Here is a 20,404-nt window from a genome sequence, read left to right on the forward strand (position 1 = left end):
CTTCGCCTTCCTTTCGTGGGGGACATGAGCAACGGCCGTTCACGCGGAACGGCCGACGCATCGACCATAGGGGCGCCCGCACCCACAACGGGTAGTGTTCAGTTAACTCCACACCGTGAGGAAAGCCCCTCCGGCCTGGGGAAACGTCAAAGCCTTCGCACGGTGCTGATGCAAATTCTTGTGATCTATGTCGCGGAACCGCACGTGTGAAGGCCTGGACAAAGTGGCCGAAGACACTGCCTACCCGTCAAATTCCGGTGGACAGACAGGTAAAGGCGCAGTTGCCTGCGTCTTACCGGATGCGCGGTGAATGCCGGTGAACCGGACGAGTTGAGCTGGAGGTCCGAAAGGCGTGGCGAACGCGGAGCATGGAGGAGCGGCGCCGGGATCCACGGATCCGGTGACGGGGCGGCTCGGCGTGCTGCGCGCCGGCCTGTGGCTGATCGCGGCCGTGCTCGGCGCGCGTCAACTTGTTGCGGTGCTAAGCGCTCCTCCGGGTGAGCGCCTCACCGATCTGGAGACCTGGATCGGACCCGAAGGGGTGCTTCACGTCAGCGGCTCGCTGTACGACGCGCCCGACCGGTTCACCGGGCCGCCGTTCGCCGGGCTCGTCCTCAAGCCGCTCGCGCGCGCGGCCGAGCAAGCGCTCGGCTGGGGCTGGACGTTCGGCTCGCTGGCCCTGGTCGTGGCGCTCGGCCTGGTCGTCGCGCGGGCCCTGCCGCCGCCCGTGTCCCGGCGTACGGCGCAGTTCGCGGCGCCCGTCGCGATCAGCCTGCTCATGCTGTCGCTGCCGGTGCGCAACGCGTTCACGCTCGGCCAGACCAGCATCCTCCCGGTCCTGCTCGTGCTGCTCGGCTGCTTCGCGGTGCGCGGGCAGACGGCGTCCGGCGTCCTGATCGGCGTCGCCGCCGCGCTCCAGCCGACCGTGCTGCTGTTCGCTCCGCTTCTCTGGTTCACCGGGCGCAGGCGGGCAGCCGTCGCGACGGGGGCCACCTTCGCCGCGGGCACCGGTATCGCCTGGCTCGCGATGCCGCAGGATTCGTGGACGTACTGGGTGCACCATGTGGCGGGCACCGGACTCGCCGCCGATCCGGCCGCGATCGCCAACCAGTCGCTGCACGGCATGCTGCTGCGCTTCGGCCTCTCAGGACCCCTGGAGATCGCCCTTTTCCTGGCTCTCGGCGCCGCCGTGGTCGTGCTCGGCATGCGCCGCTCCATCGCGTACGCGCGCGACGGGCAGCTGCTGCTCGCCGTCGCGGTCACCGGCTGTGTCGCGGTCGCCGTGTCCCCGACGACCTGGCAGCACCAGCTGCTGTGGGTGCTGCTCGCGGTCGTCGGCCGCGTGGGGGCCAAGACCGCCGACCGGGCGGTGTGGCCGGTCGCCGTCGTCCTGGTGATGACGCTCCCGGCCTCGGCGGTACTGCCGCAGCTGCCGGTGCTCGCGCCGCTGCGGGACAACCTCGTGCTGGTCGCCGTGCTCGCCGCGGCCTGCGCCGTCCCGTTCCTGCGGCGCACCGACCCGGCCTTCGGGGCCATGCGGCCCACCGTCCATACGGAGCCGGCCCCCGCCCGCTGGGCGTGGGTGCCGCTGCTGCCGGTGTGGCGGCGCGCGCTCGCCCGCCCCAACCTGCTGCTCGAACTGCTCCTGATCCGCGTTGGATACTCCGCGTATCAGCAGGTCAGGATCGTCGCGGCGGGCGGCAGGCCGCGCGCCGAGGAGCACGGGGCGCAGGTGCACGCGCTGGAGCGGTTCCTGCACATCGACATCGAGCACTGGGTGAACCATGCGGTGGTTCAGGTCGGATGGCTGCGCAATTTCTTCGACTTTTACTACACGTCCTTTCACTTTGTGGTGCCGCTGACCGTCCTCGCGGTCCTCTACGTGCGCCGCCCCGCGGACTACCGCTGGGCGCGCGCCTCCCTCGGCTTCGCGACGGTCCTGGCCCTCGTCGGCTTCTGGCTGTACCCGCTCGCGCCGCCGCGCCTGATGCCCGCGCTGGGCTTCATCGACACGGTCCACGGCGTGCAGGACTTCTCCAAGCCGGACTACGGGACGCTCACCGCGGTCACGAACCAGTACGCGGCGATGCCCTCGCTGCACTTCGGGTGGTCCCTGTGGTGCGGCGTCGTCATCGTGGCCCTCGCCCCGAAGTGGTGGATGAAGGCGCTCGGCCTCGTCCACCCCTTCTTCACGGTGTCCGCGATCGTGGCGACGGGGAACCATTGGGTTCTTGACGCGGTGGGGGGTGCGGTGGTCGTTGGGGCCGGGTTTGGGCTTACGTACGTGTTGTCGGGGCCGAGGGGGGCTGTGGCTGCTGCGACGGGGGTGAGGTCGCGGGGCGCTGCCCCGGACCCCGCTGGCTCTCGTCCAAGTGCGGGGCTTTAAAGGCCTGCTCAATCGCCGCAGGGGCTCTAAACACCCACCTGAAGCTCCTTCACCCCGTTCAGCCACGCCGCGCGCAGGCGCCGTGGGTCGCCCGCGAGACGCAGGTCCGGGACCGCGTCGGCCAGCGCGTTGAAGATCAGGTCGATCTCCAGGATGGCCAGGGACTTGCCGAGGCAGAAGTGCGGACCGCCGCCGCCGAAGCCGAGGTGCGGATTGGGGTCGCGGGTGATGTCGAAGGTGTCCGGGTTCTCGAAGACCTCCGGGTCGTGATTGGCGGAGGAGTAGAAGAGGCCGACCCGGTCGCCCGCCTTGATCTTCTGTCCGCCGAGTTCGGTGTCCTGCGTGGCGGTCCGCTGGAAGGAGACGACCGGGGTCGCCCAGCGCACGATCTCCTCGGCCGTGGTGCCCGGGCGCTCCCGCTTGTAGAGCTCCCACTGGTCGGGGTGGGTGAGGAAGGCGTGCATGCCGTGGGTGATGGCGTTGCGGGTCGTCTCGTTGCCGGCGACGGCGAGCAGGATCACGAAGAAGCCGAACTCGTCGGAGGACAGGTTGCCCTCGTCCTCGGCCGCGACCAGCTGGCTCACGATGTCCTTGGCCGGGCACTTCTTGCGGTCGGCCGCGAGGTTCATCGCGTAGCCGACGATCTCCATGGCGGCCTCGGCGCCGATCTCCTCGGTGATCGCGTACTCCGGGTCGTCGTACGCGACCATCTTGTTGGACCAGTCGAAGACCTTGGAGCGGTCCTTCTGCTCGATGCCGATGAGCTCGGCGATGGCCTGCAGCGGCAGCTCGACGGCGACATTCGTGACGAAGTCGAACGAGCCGTCCGGGCCCGCCTGCCGGACCGCCTCGGCGACGATGTCGCCGGCGCGATTGCGGAGCTTCTCCTCCAGGGACCGGATGGCGCGCGGGGTGAACCCGCGCTGCACTATCTGGCGCACCCGGGTGTGCTCGGGCGGATCCATGTTGAGCATGATCATCTTCTGTACGTCGATCTGGTCGCGCTCGATCGACTCGTTGAAGCGGATCACGGCGGTGTTGATGTTGGACGAGTAGATCTCCGGATGGGTGGAGACGTATTTGACGTCCGCATGCCGGGTCACGGCCCAGTAGCCGGCGTCGTCGAAGCCGGAGATGCCGTGTTCCTGCGGGATCCAGCGGACCGGTTCGGCCTGCCGGAGCTGGGCGAACTCCGGGTGGGGTATGCGGTGTTGGAGGAGGTCGGGATCGGTGAAGTCGAACCCGTCGGGCAGCGCGGGGCACGGCATGGGGTCACTCCCGTAGTGGTCTGACGAACCGTCAGGTCTGGCTGCGAAGGTAATAACGGGTTCTAGAAGTGGCAAGGCCCACGGTCGTGTTGGTTCGGTGCGTTGTGCGTGCACGCCCCTTGCGTACCGGGGGTAAGGGACCCGAGACTGCAAGCAGAACTGGTACGCGTTCTAGTTTCGTGTGCACGAGGTCCGCGAAGTCTGTCCAGTTCTGGTCGCGTTGGTCCGGGAATCCTGGAGAGGACGTAGGTCATGGCAGCCGAGCCCGTCATCGTCGAAGCCGTACGCACCCCGATCGGCAAGCGCGGCGGCGCGCTGGCCAATCTGCATCCCGCCTACCTACTGGGCGAGACCTATCGCGAACTCCTCGGCCGCACCGGCATCCAGCCGGACTGCGTCGAGCAGATAGTCGGCGGCACGGTCACGCACGCGGGCGAGCAGTCCATGAACCCGGCGCGCACGGCCTGGCTCACCATGGGCCTGCCGTACGAGACGGCCGCGACGACGGTCGACTGTCAGTGCGGCTCCTCGCAGCAGGCCTCGCACATGACCGCGAACATGATCGCGGCGGGCGTCATCGACGTGGGCATCTCGTGCGGTGTCGAGGCGATGTCGCGGGTGCCGCTGGGCTCGGGGTCCAAGCACGGTCCTGGAAAGCCGTTCCCCGAAGAGTGGAACGTGGACCTGCCCAACCAGTTCGAGGCCGCCGAACGCATCGCGCGCAAGCGGGAGTTGACCCGGGAGAACGTGGACTCGCTCGGCCTCATATCCCAGGAGCGGGCCGCCACCGCCTGGGCCGAGGAGCGCTTCAAACGCGAGACGTTCGCGGTGCAGGTGCCCACCACGGAGGCGGAGCAGGCCGCGGGGCAGGGCATGTGGCGGCTGGTCGACCGTGACGAGGGGCTGCGCGACACGAGCATGGAGGGCCTCGCGAAGCTCAAGCCGGTGATGCCGACGGCCGTGCACACGGCGGGCAACTCCTCGCAGATCTCCGACGGGGCCTCCGCCATCATGTGGGCGTCGAAGCGGATGGCGCGGGCGCTCAAGCTGCGGCCTCGCGCGCGGATCGTTGCGCAGGCGCTGGTCGGGGCCGATCCGCACTATCACCTGGACGGGCCGGTGGATGCGACGCGGGCGGTGCTCGGCAAGGCGGGGATGTCCTTGAAGGACATCGACATCGTCGAGATCAACGAGGCGTTCGCGTCGGTGGTGTTGAGCTGGGCGCAGGTCTTCGAGCAGGACCTGGAGAAGGTCAACGTGAACGGTGGGGCGATTGCTCTCGGGCATCCGGTGGGGGCGACGGGGGCGCGGTTGATTGCATCGGCGTTGCATGAACTGGAGCGCAGGGACAAGGAGTTCGCGCTCATCACGATGTGTGCGGGTGGGGCGCTGTCGACCGGCACGATCATCCAGCGGCTGTAACTCTTCGGGTGCCCACATCAAGCCCCCGCGGCGATTGAGCGGTGGGGTCCGGGGTGAAGCCCCCGAGCCCGCAACCCACAATGGGGCTGAGGCCTCGGGGCTCTGCCCCGGACCCCGCTGCTCAATCGCCGCAGGGGCTTGATTTTGCCGAACCGGGCTTGAGGGTGCCGGTCAGTACCAGCCGTTGGACTGCCAGTGGCTCCACGCGCCGCAGGCGCTGCCGTAGCGGTCGTTCATGTACTTCACGCCCCAGTCGATCTGGGTCTCCGGGTTCGTCTTCCAGTCGGAACCGGACGACGCCATCTTGTTGGCCGGAAGCGCCTGGACCAGGCCGTAGGCGCCGGTGGAGGCGTTCGTCGCGTTCGGGTTCCAGCCGCTCTCGTGGGACACGATCTTGTCGAAGCAGCTGAACTGGGCCGAGTTCGAGATCTTCTGCTGGGCGATGGCCTTCGCCGAGCCCGACGTCGACGCGGCCTGGGCCGGGGCCGATGCGAAGAGAAAACCGGTCGTCGCGGCGGCGAGGGTGACACCGGCGATGGCCTTCTTCGGAGTGGCGATGCGGCGCAGGAGCGTGGCGGTCAAAACGGAACCTTCCGTGGGAGGCAGGGGGGTGCAGGGCGTGGTGCCGTGCGGTTGCTCCACAGAAACAAAGACCGGGGGGTGGTGGCAATGTTGGCTTTTACTAAGGAAAGTCGGAAGTGGTGGGAAATGGGTTAAATGTCCGTTGTGTGACATGGGAGAGGTGCCTGGCGGGACTACGGTCCTGCTTAGTACGTGACGTGGGTCATGTGGGTGGCTTCACGTTCGCGGGTCGTCGAATGTGACCTGGGCCTCGAACGCGGCCCGCCTCGTGGCCCGGCGCAGCGCCTTGAGGACCGCGCCGCCGACGACCAGCGTCAGGACGACGGTGAGCGCGGCGCGCCCCAGGTCCCAGCCGAGCGAGGTGGCCGCGCAGTAGGCGAGGAAGCGGGCCAGGTTCTCGTGCAGCGCGGCGTCCGGCTGGTACGCCACGGAGGAGGCCAGCGCGTTCATGAACGGCCAGCCCGCCAGATTCATGATCGTGCCGTACGCGAAGGCGGCGAGGAATCCGTAGGCGGCGAGCATCACGCGCTCCGCACGGCCGCGCAGGATGTGCGGCCCCGGCAGCAGCCCCGCGCCCATCGTGAACCAGCCCATCGACAGCATCTGGAACGGCATCCAGGGACCCACGCCCCCGGTCAGCAGCGCCGAGGTGAACATGCTGAGGGAACCCAGGACGAAGCCGAAGCCGGGGCCCAGGACCCGGCCGCTCAGGACCATCAGGAAGAACATCGGCTCCAGTCCGGCCGTGCCCGCGCCGATGGGCCGCAGGGCCGCCCCCGCGGCGGCCAGCACGCCGAGCATCGCCACCGCCTTGGGGCCCATGCCGGACTCCGAGATCGTGGCCGCGACCACGGCGACCAGCAGCACGAGCAGCGCCGCGAACAGCCAGGGCGCGTCCTGCGCGTGCGCGTTCACCTCGGACCCGGGTCCGGTGATGAGCGGCCAGCCGATGCCGACGATGCCCACGGCGCTGACCAGGAGGAGGGCGGCGATGGAGCGGGGGCCGAGGCGGACCGGGTTCGCTCGTCCGGTGAGGGGTGGCGGCGTGGTGGTCCCCGTCATGCCAGGGCCTTCTCTACCTCGGACACCGTGAGCCAGCGCTGCGGCGCCAGGATCTTGGCGACCTGCGGGGCGAAGGACGGGGACGACGTGACGATGTCGGGGGTGGGGCCGTCCGCCACGATCTCGCCGTCCGCGAGGATCGCCACGCGGTGGGTCAGTTCCGCCGCCAGTTCCACGTCGTGCGTCGCCATGACGATGGCGTGACCCTCGGCTGCGAGGTTCCGCAGGATCGCGACGAGGCGGGACTTGGCGGCGTAGTCCAGGCCGCGGGTCGGCTCGTCGAGGAGGAGGAGCGGCGGGGCCGCCGTCAGCACGATCGCCAGGGCCAGGGTGAGGCGCTGGCCCTCGGAGAGGTCGCGGGGGTGGGTGTCGTCGGAGATCCCGGGGAGCAGGTCGGTGAGCAGGGCGCGGCAGGTGCCGGGGGTGGCGGACGCGTCCTTGTCCGCCGCGGTGCACTCCGCTGCCACGGTGTCGGCGCAGAGGAGGTCGCGGGGTTCCTGGGGGACGAGGCCGACCTTGCGGATGAGGTCGCGGGGGGTGGTCTTGTGCGGGGTGGCGCCGCTGACCGTGGCGGTGCCGGAGGTTGGTTTGATCAGGCCGACCAAGGTCGAGAGCAGGGTGGATTTGCCGGCGCCGTTGCGGCCCATCAAGGCGAGGATTTCACCGGGGGTGACGCTCAGGTCGATGTGGCGGAGGGCCTCGATACGTCCTCTGCGTACGCCCAGGTTTTTCGTTGCGGCCAGAGTGGTTGCGGTCGCGGGGCGCTGCCCCGGGCCCCGCGCCTCAATCGCCGGCGGGGCTGAAAGATCGGGGCTCTGCCCCGGACCCCGCTGGCTCTCGTCCAAGAGCGGGGCTTGAATTAGCCGGTCCCGCAAGTCGCCTGCTGCTCGCCGCGCGTTTCTCACTGTCAGGGGCAACGGGTCCCAGCCCGCCAGGCGGCCCAGGCCCACCACCGGTGGGTAGACCGGGGAGACGGTCATGATCTCCGCTGGGGCGCCCACCATCAATGGCTCCCCGGCCGCCGGGAGCAGTGCCACCTGGTCCGCGTACTGGATGACCCGCTCCAAGCGGTGTTCGGCCATGAGGACGGTCGTGCCCAGGTCGTGGACCAGGCGTTGCAGGACCGAGAGGACTTCCTCCGCCGCTGCCGGGTCGAGGGCGGACGTCGGTTCGTCGAGGACGAGGACCTGGGGGTGCGGGGTGAGGACGGAGCCGATCGCGACGCGTTGCTGCTGGCCGCCGGAGAGGGTGGAGATCGGGCGGTCGCGCAGGTCCGCGAGGCCGAGGAGGTCGAGGGTCTCCTCCACGCGGCGGCGCATGACCGGCGGCGTCAGGCCCAACGACTCCATGCCGTACGCGAGTTCGTCCTCCACCGTGTCCGTCACGAAGTGCGCGAGCGGGTCCTGGCCCACCGTGCCGACGACGTCGGCGAGTTCGCGGGGTTTGTGGGTGCGGGTGTCGCGGTCGGCGACCGTGACCCGGCCGGACAGCGTGCCGCCGGTGAAGTGCGGCACGAGCCCGCTCACCGCTCCGAGGAGCGTGGACTTGCCGACCCCGGACGGGCCGGCGAGGAGCATCAACTCGCCCTCGGGAACGTGGAGGTGGATGCCGTGGACGGTGGGGCGCGGTGCGCCGTCGTAGGTCACGGAGACGTTCTCGAAGCGGATCATGACGACGCCTCCGTCGGCTTGTCGGGAGCGGGTGCGATGAAGGCCGGGAGCAGGCCGAGCAGGATGCCCGCCGCGGGCCACAGCGGCAGCTCGGGTGCCGCGAGCGGGACCACCGGTGGTTGGAGGGCCGCAGGGTCCTGCGTTCCGGTCCAGATCAGCGCCGCCGCGGCCACCGCTCCGGACGCCGCGACCAGCCAGGCCCGTACGCCCCACACGTCGGGCCGGTAGCGGGTGCGCACCGTGCGGCGCCCGCCGAGCCAGAGCCCGCCGAGCGCGGCGGCGACCCCGGCCAGGAGCACCGGGAGTCCGTACCCGGATCCGGAGGCCGCGAGCAGGCCGTACGTTCCCGCGCACACCCCGATGAGGCCGCCCAGCGTCAGCGCGGCCGTGGCACGGCGGACGGCGGGCGGCACCTCGGCGGTGCGGCCGTAGCCGCGTGCGTCCATGGCGGCGGCGAGCGACACCGAGCGCTCCAGCGCGCCTTCGAGGACCGGGAGGCCGACCTGGAGCAGTCCGCGCAGGCCGCTGTCCGGGCGGCCGCGCAGGCGTCGCGCCGCCCGCAGCCTGCGGACGTCCGCGACCAGGTTCGGGGCGAACGTCATCGCCACGACGACCGCGACCCCGGCCTCGTACAGCGCGCCCGGCAGCGACTTGAGCAGCCGGGACGGGGAGGCGAGCGCGTTCGCGGCGCCCACGCAGATGAGGAGGGTGGCGAGCTTCAGGCCGTCGTAGAGCGCGAAGACGAGGCCCTCAAGGGTGACCGGGCCGCCGATCCGTACCCCCTGCGCCCAGTCCGGCAGCGGTAGTTCGGGCAGGGTGAACAGGAGGTGCGTGCCCGGGATCGCCGAGCCGAGCAGCGTCGCGAAGACCAGGCGGATGCCGAGCACGGCAAGCGCCAGCTTCACGAACGCCCCGTACGAACGCGCCCACGGCGCCTCGGTGCGGCGCGCCGCCACCACGTACCCGGCGACGCCGATCAGCAGCGCGAGCAGCAGCGGGTTCGTGGTGCGGGACGCGGCCGTGCCGAGGCCGAGCGCCCAGATCCACCAGGCGCCCGGGTGCAGGGAGTTGGAGCGGTGCGCCCGGGGGGCGCGGAGCTGGGAGGCGGCCATGCGTCAGCGGCGGCGGCGTCGGGCCTGCACGCCGGCCGCGATGCCGAGCACGACGACCACGGCGACACCGGCGATGAGGCCGACCGAGGGGCCGCCGTCGTCGTCGGTCTGCGAGGCGGAGTCCTTCGCGAAGGGCGTCGAGGGCGTCTTGTCGGACGTCTCCTTGGACACCTGCTCGCCGCAGCCCGACTTCGGGTAGCCGGAGATCGCGCACAGCATCGCGCTGCTGTCGTAGCGCAGCGGCTTCGCGACCGCGGCGAGGGCGTCGGCGCTCGTCGCGTTCTCGGCCACCCGCGCGCATGCGGTGCGCGGCTTCGGCGGGGTCTCGCTGCCCGGGGCGTCGGCCGCCGTGCCGGAGTCGATGACGAGCGCGATCCGCTTCTTGCCGTCCTTGGCGGACGTATCGGCGCAGATCGTGTCGAAGTCGGCGGCGCCGCGCGGCTGCTTCGCGTCCTTCGAGTCGGCGCTCACCGCGAACCGGAAGCCCTGCACGTCGCCGTCCGACGGCTTGGCCTGCGAGGGGCCCGCTGTCGCGTACGTCCATGCCTTCTGACCGCCGTCCCGCTCCCAGAACGACCAGTACCGGTACCCGGCCGCCTGCGCGGGGGCGACGGTCATGGCGAGCAGCGCGACGAGCAGTCCGATGACGAGCCCGCCGAGCCCGGCCGACCGGCGCGCGGTCACGGCTGCTGCTTCTTGCGACCGCTGAGCAGGAAACCGGCGCCCACGGCCGCGATGAACATCACGCCGATGATCCACCAGTTGGTGCCACCACCGCCGTCGTCCTTCTTCTCGTCGGAGTCGGACGCGGAAGACTTCGCGGACGCGGGCTCCGGGCCCGTCTTGTTGAGGGCGGCCACCAGGTCCTTGCCGCCGAAGTCGCGCGGGTCGTTGCCGGTGGCGTGCGCGGCGAAGATCAGCTCGGCGTAGGCGGCGGGCCCGGTCTGCGCGGCCCAGCCCTTCGCGTTCTTCTCCAGCCAGGTGTACGAGTCCTTCGTGGCCTTGACGCCCTCGGCCGCGGCGACCGAGGTGACCGCGTCGGCGGTGTTGCCGTAGTCGGGCTGGTCGGTGGAGCCGGCCAGCTGGGACTTCAGGTAGAGGTGGGTGTCGAGCTGGTTCTGGAGGTAGACGGCGCCGTTGTGCGCGATTGCCTCCGGGCTCTTGCCGTCCTCACAGGTGTACGCGTCCGGGGCCTTGCCCTTGCCGGGCGCGAATCCGGTGCCGAGGGCGCCGAGCACGCCGGCGGCGGTGGCATCCGCGTTGGCGGCGAGTTCGCCCTTCTTGTCCGGCTGGTAGGCGAGGGCGCCGCCGTCCTTGCCCTTGGAGCAGGGGAGGGCGAGCGAGGCGAGGGCGTCGGTGCCGGTCTTCCCCTTGCCCGACTTCACCTCGGACGGCTTCTCGCCGGCCGCGGCGAGGGCGCCGATGACGACGGACGTGGAGTTCGCGTCGCTGTCCATGCCGAGGCTGTAGCCCCAGCCGCCGTCGGCGTTCTGGCCCTTCTTCAGCCGGTCGACGCCCGCGCGGACCTCGCCGTCCCGGCCGCCGACCGCGGCGAGTGCCTGGACGGCGGCCGCGGTGGCGTTGCTGTCGATCTTGGTCTTGGCGTCGCAGGGCTTGCCCGGTTCGGCGCGGTAGGCGGCGAAGCCGCCGTTCTCGCACTGCTGACCGGCCAGCCAGTCGACGGCCTTCTGCGCGGGCTTGACGCCCACCGTGTCCTGCGCGACGAGCGCGAGGGACTGCCGCCAGACTCCGTCGTACGTGGGGTCGCCCTTGCCGTACAGGCCCGAGGGCACGACGACCTTCGGCGACGGGGAGGCACTGTCCGCACCGTCTGCGGCCGCGGCCTGCGCGCCCACGGCGCCGATCGCGACGGTCGCGGCGATGAGCGCGGCGCTGCGGCGAATGTTCATGGTGGGGCGGATGCCTCTCCCTGCGGGGAGCGGGGTGGCGCGGTACACGGAGGTACCGGGCGGCTCCGGCTCCGCGTACGTTCTGACGACGTCTTCACTGTACCCGGCGCCGTGGCCCCGCCCTCGGGGCTCCGCCCCGGACCCCGCTGGCTCTCGTCACAAGAGCGGGGCTTGAAGGGCCTGCTCAATCGCCGCAGAGGCTTGAAGGGCCTGCTCAATCGCCGCAGGGGCTTAAAGGGTCTGCTCGATCGCCGCGGGGGCTTGAGAGGCCTGCTCGATCGCCGCAGGGGCTTGATCGCCTCAATCGCCGGCGGGGCTTGATAGTTCAAGCCCCGTCGGCGATTGGTCTTTAAGCCCCGCCGGCGATTGAGGCGATCTTTCCAGCCCCGCCGGCGTTTGAGGCGCGGGGTCCGGGGCGGAGCCCCGTGGCCTAGCGCACGTCGACCGGGCCGTCGTCGCTGCCGCGCGGAGCGCCTACGTAGGGCTCGACCTGGGAGCCGGGACCCTCACCGGAGAGGTTCTTGCGGACCGAGTCCAGGATGGTCAGGCCCTGGCCCACCAGACCCGCCGCGATCTCGCCCAGGCCGTCCGCCCCGTTCAGAACGTTGACGTTCGCCCCGGCGAGCCCCGCCGACGCCTCCTTCACGATCTGCGGGAGCTGGTCGATGAGCATGCGGTCGAGCGCGACCCGGTCGTACGACGCCGCCGCCTCCGCCTGGATCTTCATCCGCTCGGCCTCGGCGAGGGCAAGGACGCGGATGCGCTCCGCGTCGGCCTGGGCCGGCTTGACGACCTCCGACACCAGCTGCTTCTCCCGCAACTCGGCCTGCCGCATGGCCAGTTCCGTCTGCGCCGCGAGGACCTCCTGCTGGGCGCGGGCGAGCGCGAGCGGGCCCGCCTGTTCGGCCTGCGCCTTGGCCCGGTCGACCTCGGCGTTGTACTCGGCCTGTACGACCGCGGTCTCCCGCGCGTACTCGGCCTGCTTACGGGCCGCCGCCTGCTCGGCCTCCGCCGAGGCCTGCGTGGCCTGCGCCTGCGCGATCTGCGCCTGCCGCTGGATGGCGGCCTTGTGCGGGCGCGACATCGCCTCGATGTATCCGGTCTGGCCGTCGTCGATGGACTGGATCTGCAGCGAGTCGACGTGCAGGCCGATCTTCGCCATCTCGGCCTTCGACGTGTCGAGGACCTCCGTGGCGAGCTTCTGCCGCTCGGTCACGATCTCCTCGACCGTCATCGAGCCGATGATCGAGCGCAGGTGACCGGCGAAGATGCGCCCGGTGAGGACCGACATCTGGTCCTGGTCGGAGAGGAACCGCTGCCCGGCGTTGACGATCGACTCATGGTCGTTGCCGACCTTGAAGGCGATCACCGCGCGCACGGTCAGGGCGATGCCCTGCTTGGTCACACACTTCTCGACGACCTCCGCCTCGCTCATCGCGAGCGACAGGAAGCGGGTCTTGCGGAACACCGGGAGCACGAACTTCCCGTGCCCGGTGACGACGCGGAACGGCGCTCCCCCAAGTCCCCGCCTGCCGCCCGAGATCAGCATCGCCTCGTCGGGCGCGGGAACGCGATATCCGAACATGCCTGTACGTCTCCTTAGCGGGCGTCGCCCTCGCCACCGGAGAGAAGAGGGTCGGGCCAGGCCATGACCACGACCTGCCGGCAGCCGCGGGACTCGATCACGAGCACGGTGGCGCCCCGCTCCAGGGGGTCGTCCGAGTACGCGAGAAAGGTCTCGGTACCGCCCCTGATTTGCACCAACACCTCACCCGGACCATCGGCCCCACGTGTGCCGAGGACCAGCTTCCCCGTTTGGCCGACCACTGCCTCGTCCGGCGTCATCGGCGGGCGCCCCCTTGTCGTTCCAGCTCGTACGAGCCCTTGGGGGCTGAAGATACGCCTCTGCGGGCGGCCCTTCCATGAAGGCGCGGCAAAGATCCGCTGCACCGGGGTTGCGGTCGCGGGGCTCTGCCCCGGGCCCCGCTGCTCAAACGCCGCAGGGGCTTTAGCTGGTGGCTTGGTATGTCACCGGGTCGCTGTCCGGGACCTGTTCCACGCGGCCCGTTTTCTGCAGGCGGCGCAGGTGGGCCTCCGCCTCGGAGACCGCGATGGTCCGCGATCCGTAAGGGATTTGGGACCAGGGACGGTTCCACTCCATGCGCTCGGCGAGCTGCCAAGGGGTGAGGGGGGTGGCCAGGAGGGTGAGGAGGCCGGTGAGGCGTTCCTCGTGGTGGTCCAGCAACTCGCCTACGCGCGCCGGGGCGTCGGTGAACGTGTGCTGGTGTGCCGGGAGGACCTCCGCCGGGTCGAGCCGTCCCACCCGTTCGAGCGAGTCGAGGTAGTCGCCGAGCGGGTCCGTGACGGTGGCGTCGTCCGGATCCTCGTACAGGCCGATGTGCGGGGTGATGCCGGGAAGCATGTGGTCGCCGGAGAAGAGGCGGCCGTTGCCGGGCAGGTTCGCCGGGTGGTCCTCTTCCATGTGCAGGCAGACGTGGCCGGGGGTGTGGCCCGGCGTCCAGATCGCGCGCAGCCTGCGGCCCGGCAGGTCGAGGAGGTCGCCGGGGGTGATGGTGCGGTCCGGCAACGCGGGCGCGAAGCCCGGCAGTTGGCGCTGCTTCCCGGAGTCGCGGGCCGCGATCAGCGGGGCGATGTGCTCCTCGGGCGCACCGGCCGCGACCAGCTTCGCCACCATGAACGCGTACCAGCGCGCCGGCTTGTTCTCCCGGGTGCGCCTGACCACCGCCACGTCCGCCTCGTGCATCGCGATCCAGGCACCTGACGCCTCCCGCACCTTGGCCGACAGGCCGTGGTGGTCCGGGTGGTGATGGGTGATCAGGACGCCGGTCAGGTCTTCGACGCTCGTTCCGCAGGCGGTCAGGCCGGTGGTGAGTGCGTCCCAGGACGTCGGATCGTCCCAGCCCGTGTCGATGAGGACGGGCCCCGCGTCGGTGTCGACCAGGTAGACGAGGGTGTAGCCGAGTGGGTTGTCGGGGATCGGCACACGAATGCTGTGCACGCCCCCGCTGTGGTCGGTCACCTGCGTCGCCTCTGCCATCGGACACCCTCCGCCGCTCCAGCCGAACTGCCGCCACTGTACGGGAACTTGTAGAACTCGTTTCAATGGTCGCCCGAGCACACCACCTTCAGGGTGCGCACCACCCTTCCGGATCGCAACTAGAACTGGTATCAGTTCTGAAACACCGTCAGAAATGTCGTGCGTGAGGATGTTGGCCATGACCGAGCTCGTGGAACACGGACAGCTGTTCATCGGCGGAGAGTTGACCGACCCCCTCGGCAAGGAGGTCATCGAGGTCGTCTCGCCGCACACCGGAGAGGTGTTCGGCCGGGTGCCGCACGCCGCACCCGCCGATGTCGACCGCGCCGTGGCCGTCGCCCGCCGCGCCTTCGAGGACGGCCCCTGGCCGCGAATGAGCCTCGACGAGCGCATCGAGGTCATCACGAAGATCAAGGACGCGTTCGCGGTCCGGCACGAGGAGATCGCCCGCGTCATCAGCAGCGAGAACGGCACCCCGTACACCTCGGGCGTCATGGTGCAGGCGCTCGCCGCGATGATGGTCTGGGACTCCGCGATCAACGTCGCCCGGAACTTCACGTACGAGGAGACGCGCGACGGCGCCCTCGGCAAGCTCCTCGTGCGGCGCGAGCCGGTCGGCGTCGTCGCGGCCATCGTTCCGTGGAACGTCCCGCAGTTCACCGCCGCCGCGAAGCTCGCGCCCGCGCTGCTCGCCGGCAACCCGGTGATCCTGAAGACCTCGCCGGAGACGCCGCTCGACGCGTATCTGCTGGCCGAGATAGCCACGGAGGCCGGGCTTCCGGAGGGTGTGCTGTCCATCCTTCCCGCCGACCGCGAGGTCAGCGAGTACCTGGTCGGTCACCCCGGCGTCGACAAGGTCTCCTTCACCGGGTCCGTCGCCGCGGGCAAGCGCGTCATGGAGGTCGCCTCGCGCAACCTCACCCGCGTCACCCTCGAACTCGGCGGTAAGTCCGCGGCCGTGATTCTGGAGGACGCCGACGCGAGCGCCGCGGTCTCCGGCATCGTCCCGTTCGCCTGGATGATCAACGGGCAGGCCTGTGTGGCGCAGACGCGCATCCTCGTCCCGCGCTCGCGCTACGACGAGTTCGCCGACGCCTTCGCCGGCGCGGCCTCCGCGCTCAAGGTCGGCGATCCGCTCGACCCGGCCACCGAGCTCGGCCCGCTCGTCGCCAAGCGCCAGCAGCAGCGCTCCCTCGACTACATCCGCATCGGCCAGGACGAGGGCGCCAAGATCCTCACGGGCGGCGGCGTTCCGAAGGGCTTCGAGCAGGGCTGGTACGTCGAGCCGACCCTCTTCGGCGACGTCGACAACTCCATGCGCATCGCCCGCGAGGAGATCTTCGGCCCGGTCATCTGCCTGCTCCCGTACGGCGACGAGGCCGAGGCCGTCAAGATCGCCAACGACTCCGACTACGGCCTCAGCGGCAGCGTATGGACCGCCGACACCGCGCACGGCGTCGACATCGCGCGGCAGGTGCGCACGGGCACGTACAGCGTGAACACGTTCAGCCTCGACATGCTCGGGCCGTTCGGCGGCTACAAGAACTCCGGCCTTGGGCGGGAGTTCGGGCCCGAGGGGTACGGGGAGTACTTCGAGCACAAGATGATCCACCTGCCCGCGGGGTACGAGCCGGAGGCGAACTGAGCATGGGTGACCGGTGGCATGTGGAGGTCGACCGGAGTGTGTGCATCGGCTCCGCGATGTGCGTGAACGCGGCGCCGGACGGGTTCCGCCTCGACAGCGCGCGGCAGTCCCATCCCGTGGAGGCGGACGGCGACGCGAACGAGCGGGTGCTCGCGGCGGCGGAGGGGTGTCCGGTGGAGGCGATCACGCTCACGCTGGCGGACACGGGCGAGGTCGTCTTCCCTCCGGAGGACTGATTGTTGCGCCATACCGTGGTTGCGGCCGCGGGGCTCCGCCCCGGACCCCGCTGCTCAATCGCCGCAGGGGCTTGAAATACCAAGCCCCGCCGGCGGGGCTTGATTTGCTCGGGTCACGAGGGGCGAGGAGCGGCCAGATCGATCAACCGGCACACCATCTCGATGTCGATTTTGACCTGGGCGATGGAAGCGCGGCCGGAGAGCCACGTGATGAGCGCGGAGTGCCACGTGTGCTCGATGACCCGCACCGCGGAGAGCTGCTCCGGCGTCGGGTCGTCGAGCTCCATCGCGTCAAGAATGATCGCCGTGGTCTGCCGCGACACCTGGTCGACCTCCGGGCTCACACTGCGGTCCGCGAACGTCAGCGCCCGCACCATCGCATCCGCGAGATGCGGCTCCCGCTGCAGCGCACGGAAGGCGCCCATCAGCGTCTCGGCCACCCGCTCCGCGGAGGTGTCGCCGGACGGCGGCCGCTTACGGACGGTGGTGTGCATGTGCTGGAGCTGATCCTGCATGGTGGCGACCAGGAGGTGCACCTTGCTCGGGAAGTAGCGGTACAGCGTGCCGAGCGCGACCTGGGACGACTCGGCGACCTCCCGCATCTGCACCGCGTCGAAGCCGCCGCGCGCGGCGAGCTGCGCGCTCGCGTGCAGGATCCGGCGGCGCCTGGCCTCCTGACGCTCGGTGAGCGCGGGGGTCGTGCGGGTGGTGGTTCTCGCGTCCGGAGCTGTCATCAGAAAGCTTTCCGTGTCCCGTGGAGCCCGCCGTGGCGTGAATCACCTGATCCACCTCTCGCGGCCCGGCTACCAGCCGGTAGATTCGATGCTCTTGAACGATCAAGTCTGAAACTTGTTCTAGATTAGCGTCCCCACGTAGTGTCCACGGGCAAGCAGGAAGAAGGGTGGCCTGGAGTGACCGCGGAGTCCTTGCGTATCGCTCTCCTCACGTACAAAGGCAACCCGTTCTGCGGTGGTCAGGGCGTATATGTCCGGCACCTCTCGCGGGAGCTGGTCCGGCTCGGGCACCGCGTCGAGGTCATCGGCTCCCAGCCGTACCCCGTGCTCGACGAGGCGGCCGACGGCGCCGCCCTGGCGGGGCTCTCGCTCACCGAGCTGCCGAGCCTCGACCTGTACCGCAGCCCCGACCCCTTTCGTACACCCAAGCGCGACGAGTACCGCGACTGGGTCGACGCTCTCGAAGTCGGCACCATGTGGACCGGCGGCTTTCCCGAGCCGCTGACGTTCTCGCTGCGCGCCCGCCGTCATCTGCGGGCCAGACGCGGCGAGTTCGACGTCGTGCACGACAACCAGACGCTCGGGTACGGGCTGTTGGGCGATGTCGGCGCCCCGTTGGTGACCACCATCCACCACCCCATCACCGTGGACCGGCAGCTGGAGCTGGACGCCGCCGAGAGCTGGCGGCAGCGGATGTCCAAGCGCCGCTGGTACGCGTTCACGCGCATGCAGAAGCGGGTCGCGCGCCGGCTGCCGTCCGTGGTCACCGTCTCCGGCACGTCCCGCGACGAGATCGTCCAGCACCTGGGCGTGCGTCCCGGGCGGATTAACGTCGTGCACATCGGCGCCGACACCGATCTGTTCTCGCCGGATCCGGCCGTGCCGGAGGTACCGGGCCGGATCGTGACGACCTCCAGCGCCGACGTCCCGCTCAAGGGACTCGTCTACCTCGTCGAGGCACTCGCCAAGGTGCGGGCCGAGCAGCCCGACGCGCACCTCGTGGTGGTCGGCAAGCGGCCCGAGGAGGGGCCGGTCGCGCAGGCCATCGCGGGGTACGGGCTCGAGGGCGCCGTCGAGTTCGTCAAGGGCATCAGCGACCAGGAGCTCGTCGACCTCGTGCGCTCGGCGCAGGTCGCCTGCGTGCCCTCCCTCTACGAGGGTTTCTCGCTGCCCGCCGCCGAGGCCATGGCCACCGGCACCCCGCTCGTCGCCACCACGGGCGGCGCCATCCCCGAGGTCGCGGGGCGCGACGGCGAGACCTGCCTGGCCGTGCCGACCGGCGACCCGGGCGCGCTCGCCGCGGCCCTCGGCCGGCTGCTCGGCGACCGTGAACTGTGCGCCCGGCTCGGCGCGGACGGCCGCGCCCGCGTCCTGGAACGCTTCACGTGGGCGCGCGCCGCGCAGGGCACCGCCGAGCTCTACCGCGAGGCGATGCAGGCCGCGCCCCGGCAGAACCGCCCCGCGAGCAACACCGTTGTCACCGAAACCCCCCAGGAAAGCAGGGCCACGTGCTGACCGTCGACTTCACCCGTTTCCCGCTCGCCGCGGGCGACCGCGTCCTCGATCTCGGGTGCGGGGCCGGACGGCACGCGTTCGAGTGCTACCGGCGCGGGGCGCGGGTCGTCGCCCTCGACCAGAACACCGAGGAGATCGCCGAGGTCGCCAAGTGGTTCGCCGCGATGGAGGAGGCGGGCGAGGCCCCCGCGGGCGCCACCGCGACCGCCATGGAGGGTGACGCGCTCCAACTCCCCTTCCCCGACGAGTCGTTCGACGTCGTCATCATCAGTGAGGTGATGGAGCACATCCCCGACGACAAGGGCGTGCTCGCCGAGATGGTCAGGGTCCTGAAGCCGGGCGGCCGGATAGCGGTCACCGTGCCGCGCTACGGCCCCGAGAAGGTGTGCTGGGCGCTCTCCGACGCGTACCACGAGGTCGAGGGCGGCCACATCCGCATCTACAAGGCCGACGAGCTGCTCGGCAAGATGCGCGAGGCGGGCCTCAAGCCGTACGGCACGCACCACGCGCACGCGCTGCACGCGCCGTACTGGTGGCTCAAGTGCGCCTTCGGCGTCGACAACGACAAGGCGCTGCCGGTGAAGGCGTACCACAAGCTCCTGGTCTGGGACATCATGAAGAAGCCCGCCCTCACCCGGGTCGCGGAGGGCCTCCTCAACCCCGTCGTCGGCAAGAGCTTCGTCGCGTACGCCACGAAGCCGCACCTGCCGAAGGTCGACGGGGCCGCTGAGTGAGCAGCCCGGAGCGGACCGAACTCCTCGTACTCCCCGGTGTGCTGACGGCGGATCAGGCCGCGCAGACCGTCGCCGGGATACTCGGCGCCCAGCGCGCAGACGGGGCCATCCCGTGGTTCCGCGGGCACCACCTCGACCCGTGGGACCACACCGAGGCCGCCATGGCGCTCGACGTGGCCGGCGAGCACGAGGCCGCCGAGCGCGCCTACGAGTGGCTGGCCCGGCACCAGAGCGAGGACGGCTCCTGGTACGCCGCCTACCGCGACGGCGACCCGGACGACGTGACGGACCACGGCCGCGAGTCCAACTTCGTCGCGTACATCGCTGTCGGCGTCTGGCACCACTACCTCTCCACCGGCGACGACGCCTTCCTCGACCGGATGTGGCCCGCCGTGTGCGCGGCGACGGAGTTCGTGCTCCGCCTCCAGCAGCCCGGCGGCCAGATCGGCTGGAAGCGCGAGCCCGACGGGGCGCCGGTGAACGACGCGCTCCTCACGGGCAGTTCGTCCGTCCACCACGCCCTGCGCTGCGCGCTCGCCATCGCCGACCAGCGCGAAGAGCCGCAGCCCGACTGGGAGTTGGCGCTCGGCGCGCTCGGCCACGCCATCTGCAGCCACCCCGAGCGGTTCCTCGACAAGGGCCGCTACTCGATGGACTGGTACTACCCGGTCCTCGGCGGCGCCCTGCGCGGCGCCGAGGCGAAGGCCCGCATCCAGGCCGACTGGGACACGTTCGTCGTGCCCGGCCTCGGCGTGCGCTGCGTGGTCCCCAACCCGTGGGTGACCGGCGGTGAGAGCGCCGAACTCGCCCTCGCGCTCTGGGCGGTGGGCGAGTCGGACTGGGCGCTCGAGATCCTCCAGGACATCCAGCACCTGCGCGACCCGAAGACCGGCCTGTACTGGACGGGCTACGTCTTCGACGACAAGGCGATCTGGCCGGAGGAGCTGACCACGTGGACCGCGGGCTCCGTGCTGCTCGCGGTGGCGGCCCTCGGCGGGGACGATGCCACGTGCTCCGTGTTCGGTGGCCAGCTGCTCCCGACGGGCGTCGAACCGGACTGCTGCGCGTAG

Annotated in this window: 18 protein-coding genes; 7 read left to right on the top strand and 11 right to left on the bottom strand. The window is 70.6% G+C overall.

Going from position 1 to position 20,404, the window contains the following annotated elements; all coding sequences use genetic code 11:
• Positions 1-352 precede the first annotated feature (352 nt).
• The gene (locus ACIRHA_RS38025; RefSeq protein ID WP_403855487.1) at positions 353-2,386 is read left to right on the top strand and encodes a bifunctional glycosyltransferase 87/phosphatase PAP2 family protein; all 2,034 of its coding nucleotides are present in this window, start codon (positions 353-355) and stop codon (positions 2,384-2,386) included.
• A gap of 26 nt (positions 2,387-2,412) precedes the next feature.
• Here the strand turns inward: ACIRHA_RS38025 and ACIRHA_RS38030 are convergent, their stop codons facing one another.
• The gene (locus tag ACIRHA_RS38030; protein WP_403855489.1) at positions 2,413-3,654 is read right to left on the bottom strand and encodes a cytochrome P450; all 1,242 of its coding nucleotides are present in this window, start codon (positions 3,652-3,654) and stop codon (positions 2,413-2,415) included.
• Positions 3,655-3,906: 252 nt separating this feature from the next.
• Here ACIRHA_RS38030 and ACIRHA_RS38035 point away from each other — a divergent pair, with 252 nt between their 5' ends.
• Positions 3,907-5,076, top strand: coding sequence for a steroid 3-ketoacyl-CoA thiolase (locus ACIRHA_RS38035; RefSeq protein ID WP_403855491.1), 1,170 nt, complete (start codon positions 3,907-3,909; stop codon positions 5,074-5,076).
• Between the two features lie 171 nt (positions 5,077-5,247).
• Here ACIRHA_RS38035 and ACIRHA_RS38040 read toward each other — a convergent pair whose 3' ends face one another.
• The 9 genes from ACIRHA_RS38040 to ACIRHA_RS38080 form a co-directional block, all read right to left on the bottom strand.
• Positions 5,248-5,658 carry a transglycosylase SLT domain-containing protein gene (locus ACIRHA_RS38040; RefSeq protein ID WP_389278749.1) on the bottom strand — a complete coding sequence of 137 codons (411 nt, stop codon included), beginning with the start codon at positions 5,656-5,658 and terminating at the stop codon, positions 5,248-5,250.
• Positions 5,659-5,874: 216 nt separating this feature from the next.
• A complete protein-coding gene (locus ACIRHA_RS38045) occupies positions 5,875-6,720 on the bottom strand; it encodes an ECF transporter S component (RefSeq protein ID WP_403855493.1) in 846 nt (281 codons plus the stop codon).
• Positions 6,717-8,390, bottom strand: a complete 1,674-nt coding sequence (locus ACIRHA_RS38050; RefSeq protein ID WP_403855495.1) for an ABC transporter ATP-binding protein — start codon at positions 8,388-8,390, stop codon at positions 6,717-6,719. The genes ACIRHA_RS38045 and ACIRHA_RS38050 overlap by 4 nt, the downstream gene beginning before the upstream one ends.
• Positions 8,387-9,502: an energy-coupling factor transporter transmembrane component T gene (locus ACIRHA_RS38055; RefSeq protein WP_403855497.1), complete on the bottom strand. Its 1,116-nt coding sequence runs from the start codon at positions 9,500-9,502 to the stop codon at positions 8,387-8,389. Before ACIRHA_RS38055 ends, ACIRHA_RS38050 begins: the two co-directional genes overlap by 4 nt.
• A 3-nt stretch (positions 9,503-9,505) precedes the next feature.
• Entirely contained in the window at positions 9,506-10,120 is a 615-nt protein-coding gene (locus ACIRHA_RS38060; protein WP_403855659.1) for an SCO2322 family protein, read from the bottom strand.
• A 62-nt stretch (positions 10,121-10,182) separates the two neighbouring features.
• Entirely contained in the window at positions 10,183-11,412 is a 1,230-nt protein-coding gene (locus tag ACIRHA_RS38065; RefSeq protein ID WP_403855499.1) for a prenyltransferase/squalene oxidase repeat-containing protein, read from the bottom strand.
• Between the two features lie 430 nt (positions 11,413-11,842).
• Positions 11,843-12,997: a flotillin family protein gene (locus ACIRHA_RS38070; RefSeq protein WP_403855501.1), complete on the bottom strand. Its 1,155-nt coding sequence runs from the start codon at positions 12,995-12,997 to the stop codon at positions 11,843-11,845.
• Positions 12,998-13,011: 14 nt separating this feature from the next.
• Positions 13,012-13,257, bottom strand: coding sequence for a hypothetical protein (locus tag ACIRHA_RS38075; protein ID WP_403855503.1), 246 nt, complete (start codon positions 13,255-13,257; stop codon positions 13,012-13,014).
• Between the two features lie 163 nt (positions 13,258-13,420).
• The gene (locus ACIRHA_RS38080; RefSeq protein WP_403855505.1) at positions 13,421-14,470 is read right to left on the bottom strand and encodes an MBL fold metallo-hydrolase; all 1,050 of its coding nucleotides are present in this window, start codon (positions 14,468-14,470) and stop codon (positions 13,421-13,423) included.
• Between the two features lie 178 nt (positions 14,471-14,648).
• Here ACIRHA_RS38080 and ACIRHA_RS38085 point away from each other — a divergent pair, with 178 nt between their 5' ends.
• Complete coding sequence (locus ACIRHA_RS38085; protein ID WP_403855507.1) at positions 14,649-16,115, top strand: aldehyde dehydrogenase; 1,467 nt, start codon at positions 14,649-14,651, stop codon at positions 16,113-16,115.
• Between the two features lie 2 nt (positions 16,116-16,117).
• Complete coding sequence (locus tag ACIRHA_RS38090) at positions 16,118-16,351, top strand: ferredoxin (protein WP_403855509.1); 234 nt, start codon at positions 16,118-16,120, stop codon at positions 16,349-16,351.
• A 113-nt stretch (positions 16,352-16,464) separates the two neighbouring features.
• Here the strand turns inward: ACIRHA_RS38090 and ACIRHA_RS38095 are convergent, their stop codons facing one another.
• Positions 16,465-17,085 carry a TetR family transcriptional regulator gene (locus ACIRHA_RS38095; protein ID WP_403855511.1) on the bottom strand — a complete coding sequence of 207 codons (621 nt, stop codon included), beginning with the start codon at positions 17,083-17,085 and terminating at the stop codon, positions 16,465-16,467.
• A gap of 177 nt (positions 17,086-17,262) precedes the next feature.
• On the opposite strand from ACIRHA_RS38095, the gene ACIRHA_RS38100 reads away from it, so the two are divergent.
• Genes ACIRHA_RS38100 through ACIRHA_RS38110 form a run of 3 tightly spaced genes read left to right on the top strand, consistent with a single transcriptional unit; the run spans position 17,263 to position 20,404 of the window.
• Positions 17,263-18,600, top strand: coding sequence for a glycosyltransferase family 4 protein (locus tag ACIRHA_RS38100; RefSeq protein ID WP_403855513.1), 1,338 nt, complete (start codon positions 17,263-17,265; stop codon positions 18,598-18,600).
• Positions 18,594-19,334 (top strand): class I SAM-dependent methyltransferase, encoded by a 741-nt coding sequence (locus ACIRHA_RS38105; protein ID WP_403855515.1) that lies wholly within the window; start codon positions 18,594-18,596, stop codon positions 19,332-19,334. Before ACIRHA_RS38100 ends, ACIRHA_RS38105 begins: the two co-directional genes overlap by 7 nt.
• Positions 19,331-20,404, top strand: coding sequence for a prenyltransferase (locus ACIRHA_RS38110; RefSeq protein ID WP_403855517.1), 1,074 nt, complete (start codon positions 19,331-19,333; stop codon positions 20,402-20,404). The genes ACIRHA_RS38105 and ACIRHA_RS38110 overlap by 4 nt, the downstream gene beginning before the upstream one ends.

The sequence above is a fragment of the Streptomyces sp. NPDC102360 genome, from assembly GCF_044766085.1.
Lineage (GTDB): Bacteria > Actinomycetota > Actinomycetes > Streptomycetales > Streptomycetaceae > Streptomyces.

Coding starts and splice junctions, on each gene's coding strand:
- ACIRHA_RS38030 (WP_403855489.1), bottom strand. CDS start 3,654: ATGCCGTGCCCCGCGCTGCCCGACGGGTTCGACTTCACCGATCCCGAC.
- ACIRHA_RS38035 (WP_403855491.1), top strand. CDS start 3,907: ATGGCAGCCGAGCCCGTCATCGTCGAAGCCGTACGCACCCCGATCGGC.
- ACIRHA_RS38045 (WP_403855493.1), bottom strand. CDS start 6,720: ATGACGGGGACCACCACGCCGCCACCCCTCACCGGACGAGCGAACCCG.
- ACIRHA_RS38050 (WP_403855495.1), bottom strand. CDS start 8,390: ATGATCCGCTTCGAGAACGTCTCCGTGACCTACGACGGCGCACCGCGC.
- ACIRHA_RS38055 (WP_403855497.1), bottom strand. CDS start 9,502: ATGGCCGCCTCCCAGCTCCGCGCCCCCCGGGCGCACCGCTCCAACTCC.
- ACIRHA_RS38060 (WP_403855659.1), bottom strand. CDS start 10,120: ATGACCGTCGCCCCCGCGCAGGCGGCCGGGTACCGGTACTGGTCGTTC.
- ACIRHA_RS38065 (WP_403855499.1), bottom strand. CDS start 11,412: ATGAACATTCGCCGCAGCGCCGCGCTCATCGCCGCGACCGTCGCGATC.
- ACIRHA_RS38070 (WP_403855501.1), bottom strand. CDS start 12,997: ATGTTCGGATATCGCGTTCCCGCGCCCGACGAGGCGATGCTGATCTCG.
- ACIRHA_RS38075 (WP_403855503.1), bottom strand. CDS start 13,257: ATGACGCCGGACGAGGCAGTGGTCGGCCAAACGGGGAAGCTGGTCCTC.
- ACIRHA_RS38080 (WP_403855505.1), bottom strand. CDS start 14,470: ATGGCAGAGGCGACGCAGGTGACCGACCACAGCGGGGGCGTGCACAGC.
- ACIRHA_RS38085 (WP_403855507.1), top strand. CDS start 14,649: ATGACCGAGCTCGTGGAACACGGACAGCTGTTCATCGGCGGAGAGTTG.
- ACIRHA_RS38090 (WP_403855509.1), top strand. CDS start 16,118: ATGGGTGACCGGTGGCATGTGGAGGTCGACCGGAGTGTGTGCATCGGC.
- ACIRHA_RS38095 (WP_403855511.1), bottom strand. CDS start 17,085: ATGACAGCTCCGGACGCGAGAACCACCACCCGCACGACCCCCGCGCTC.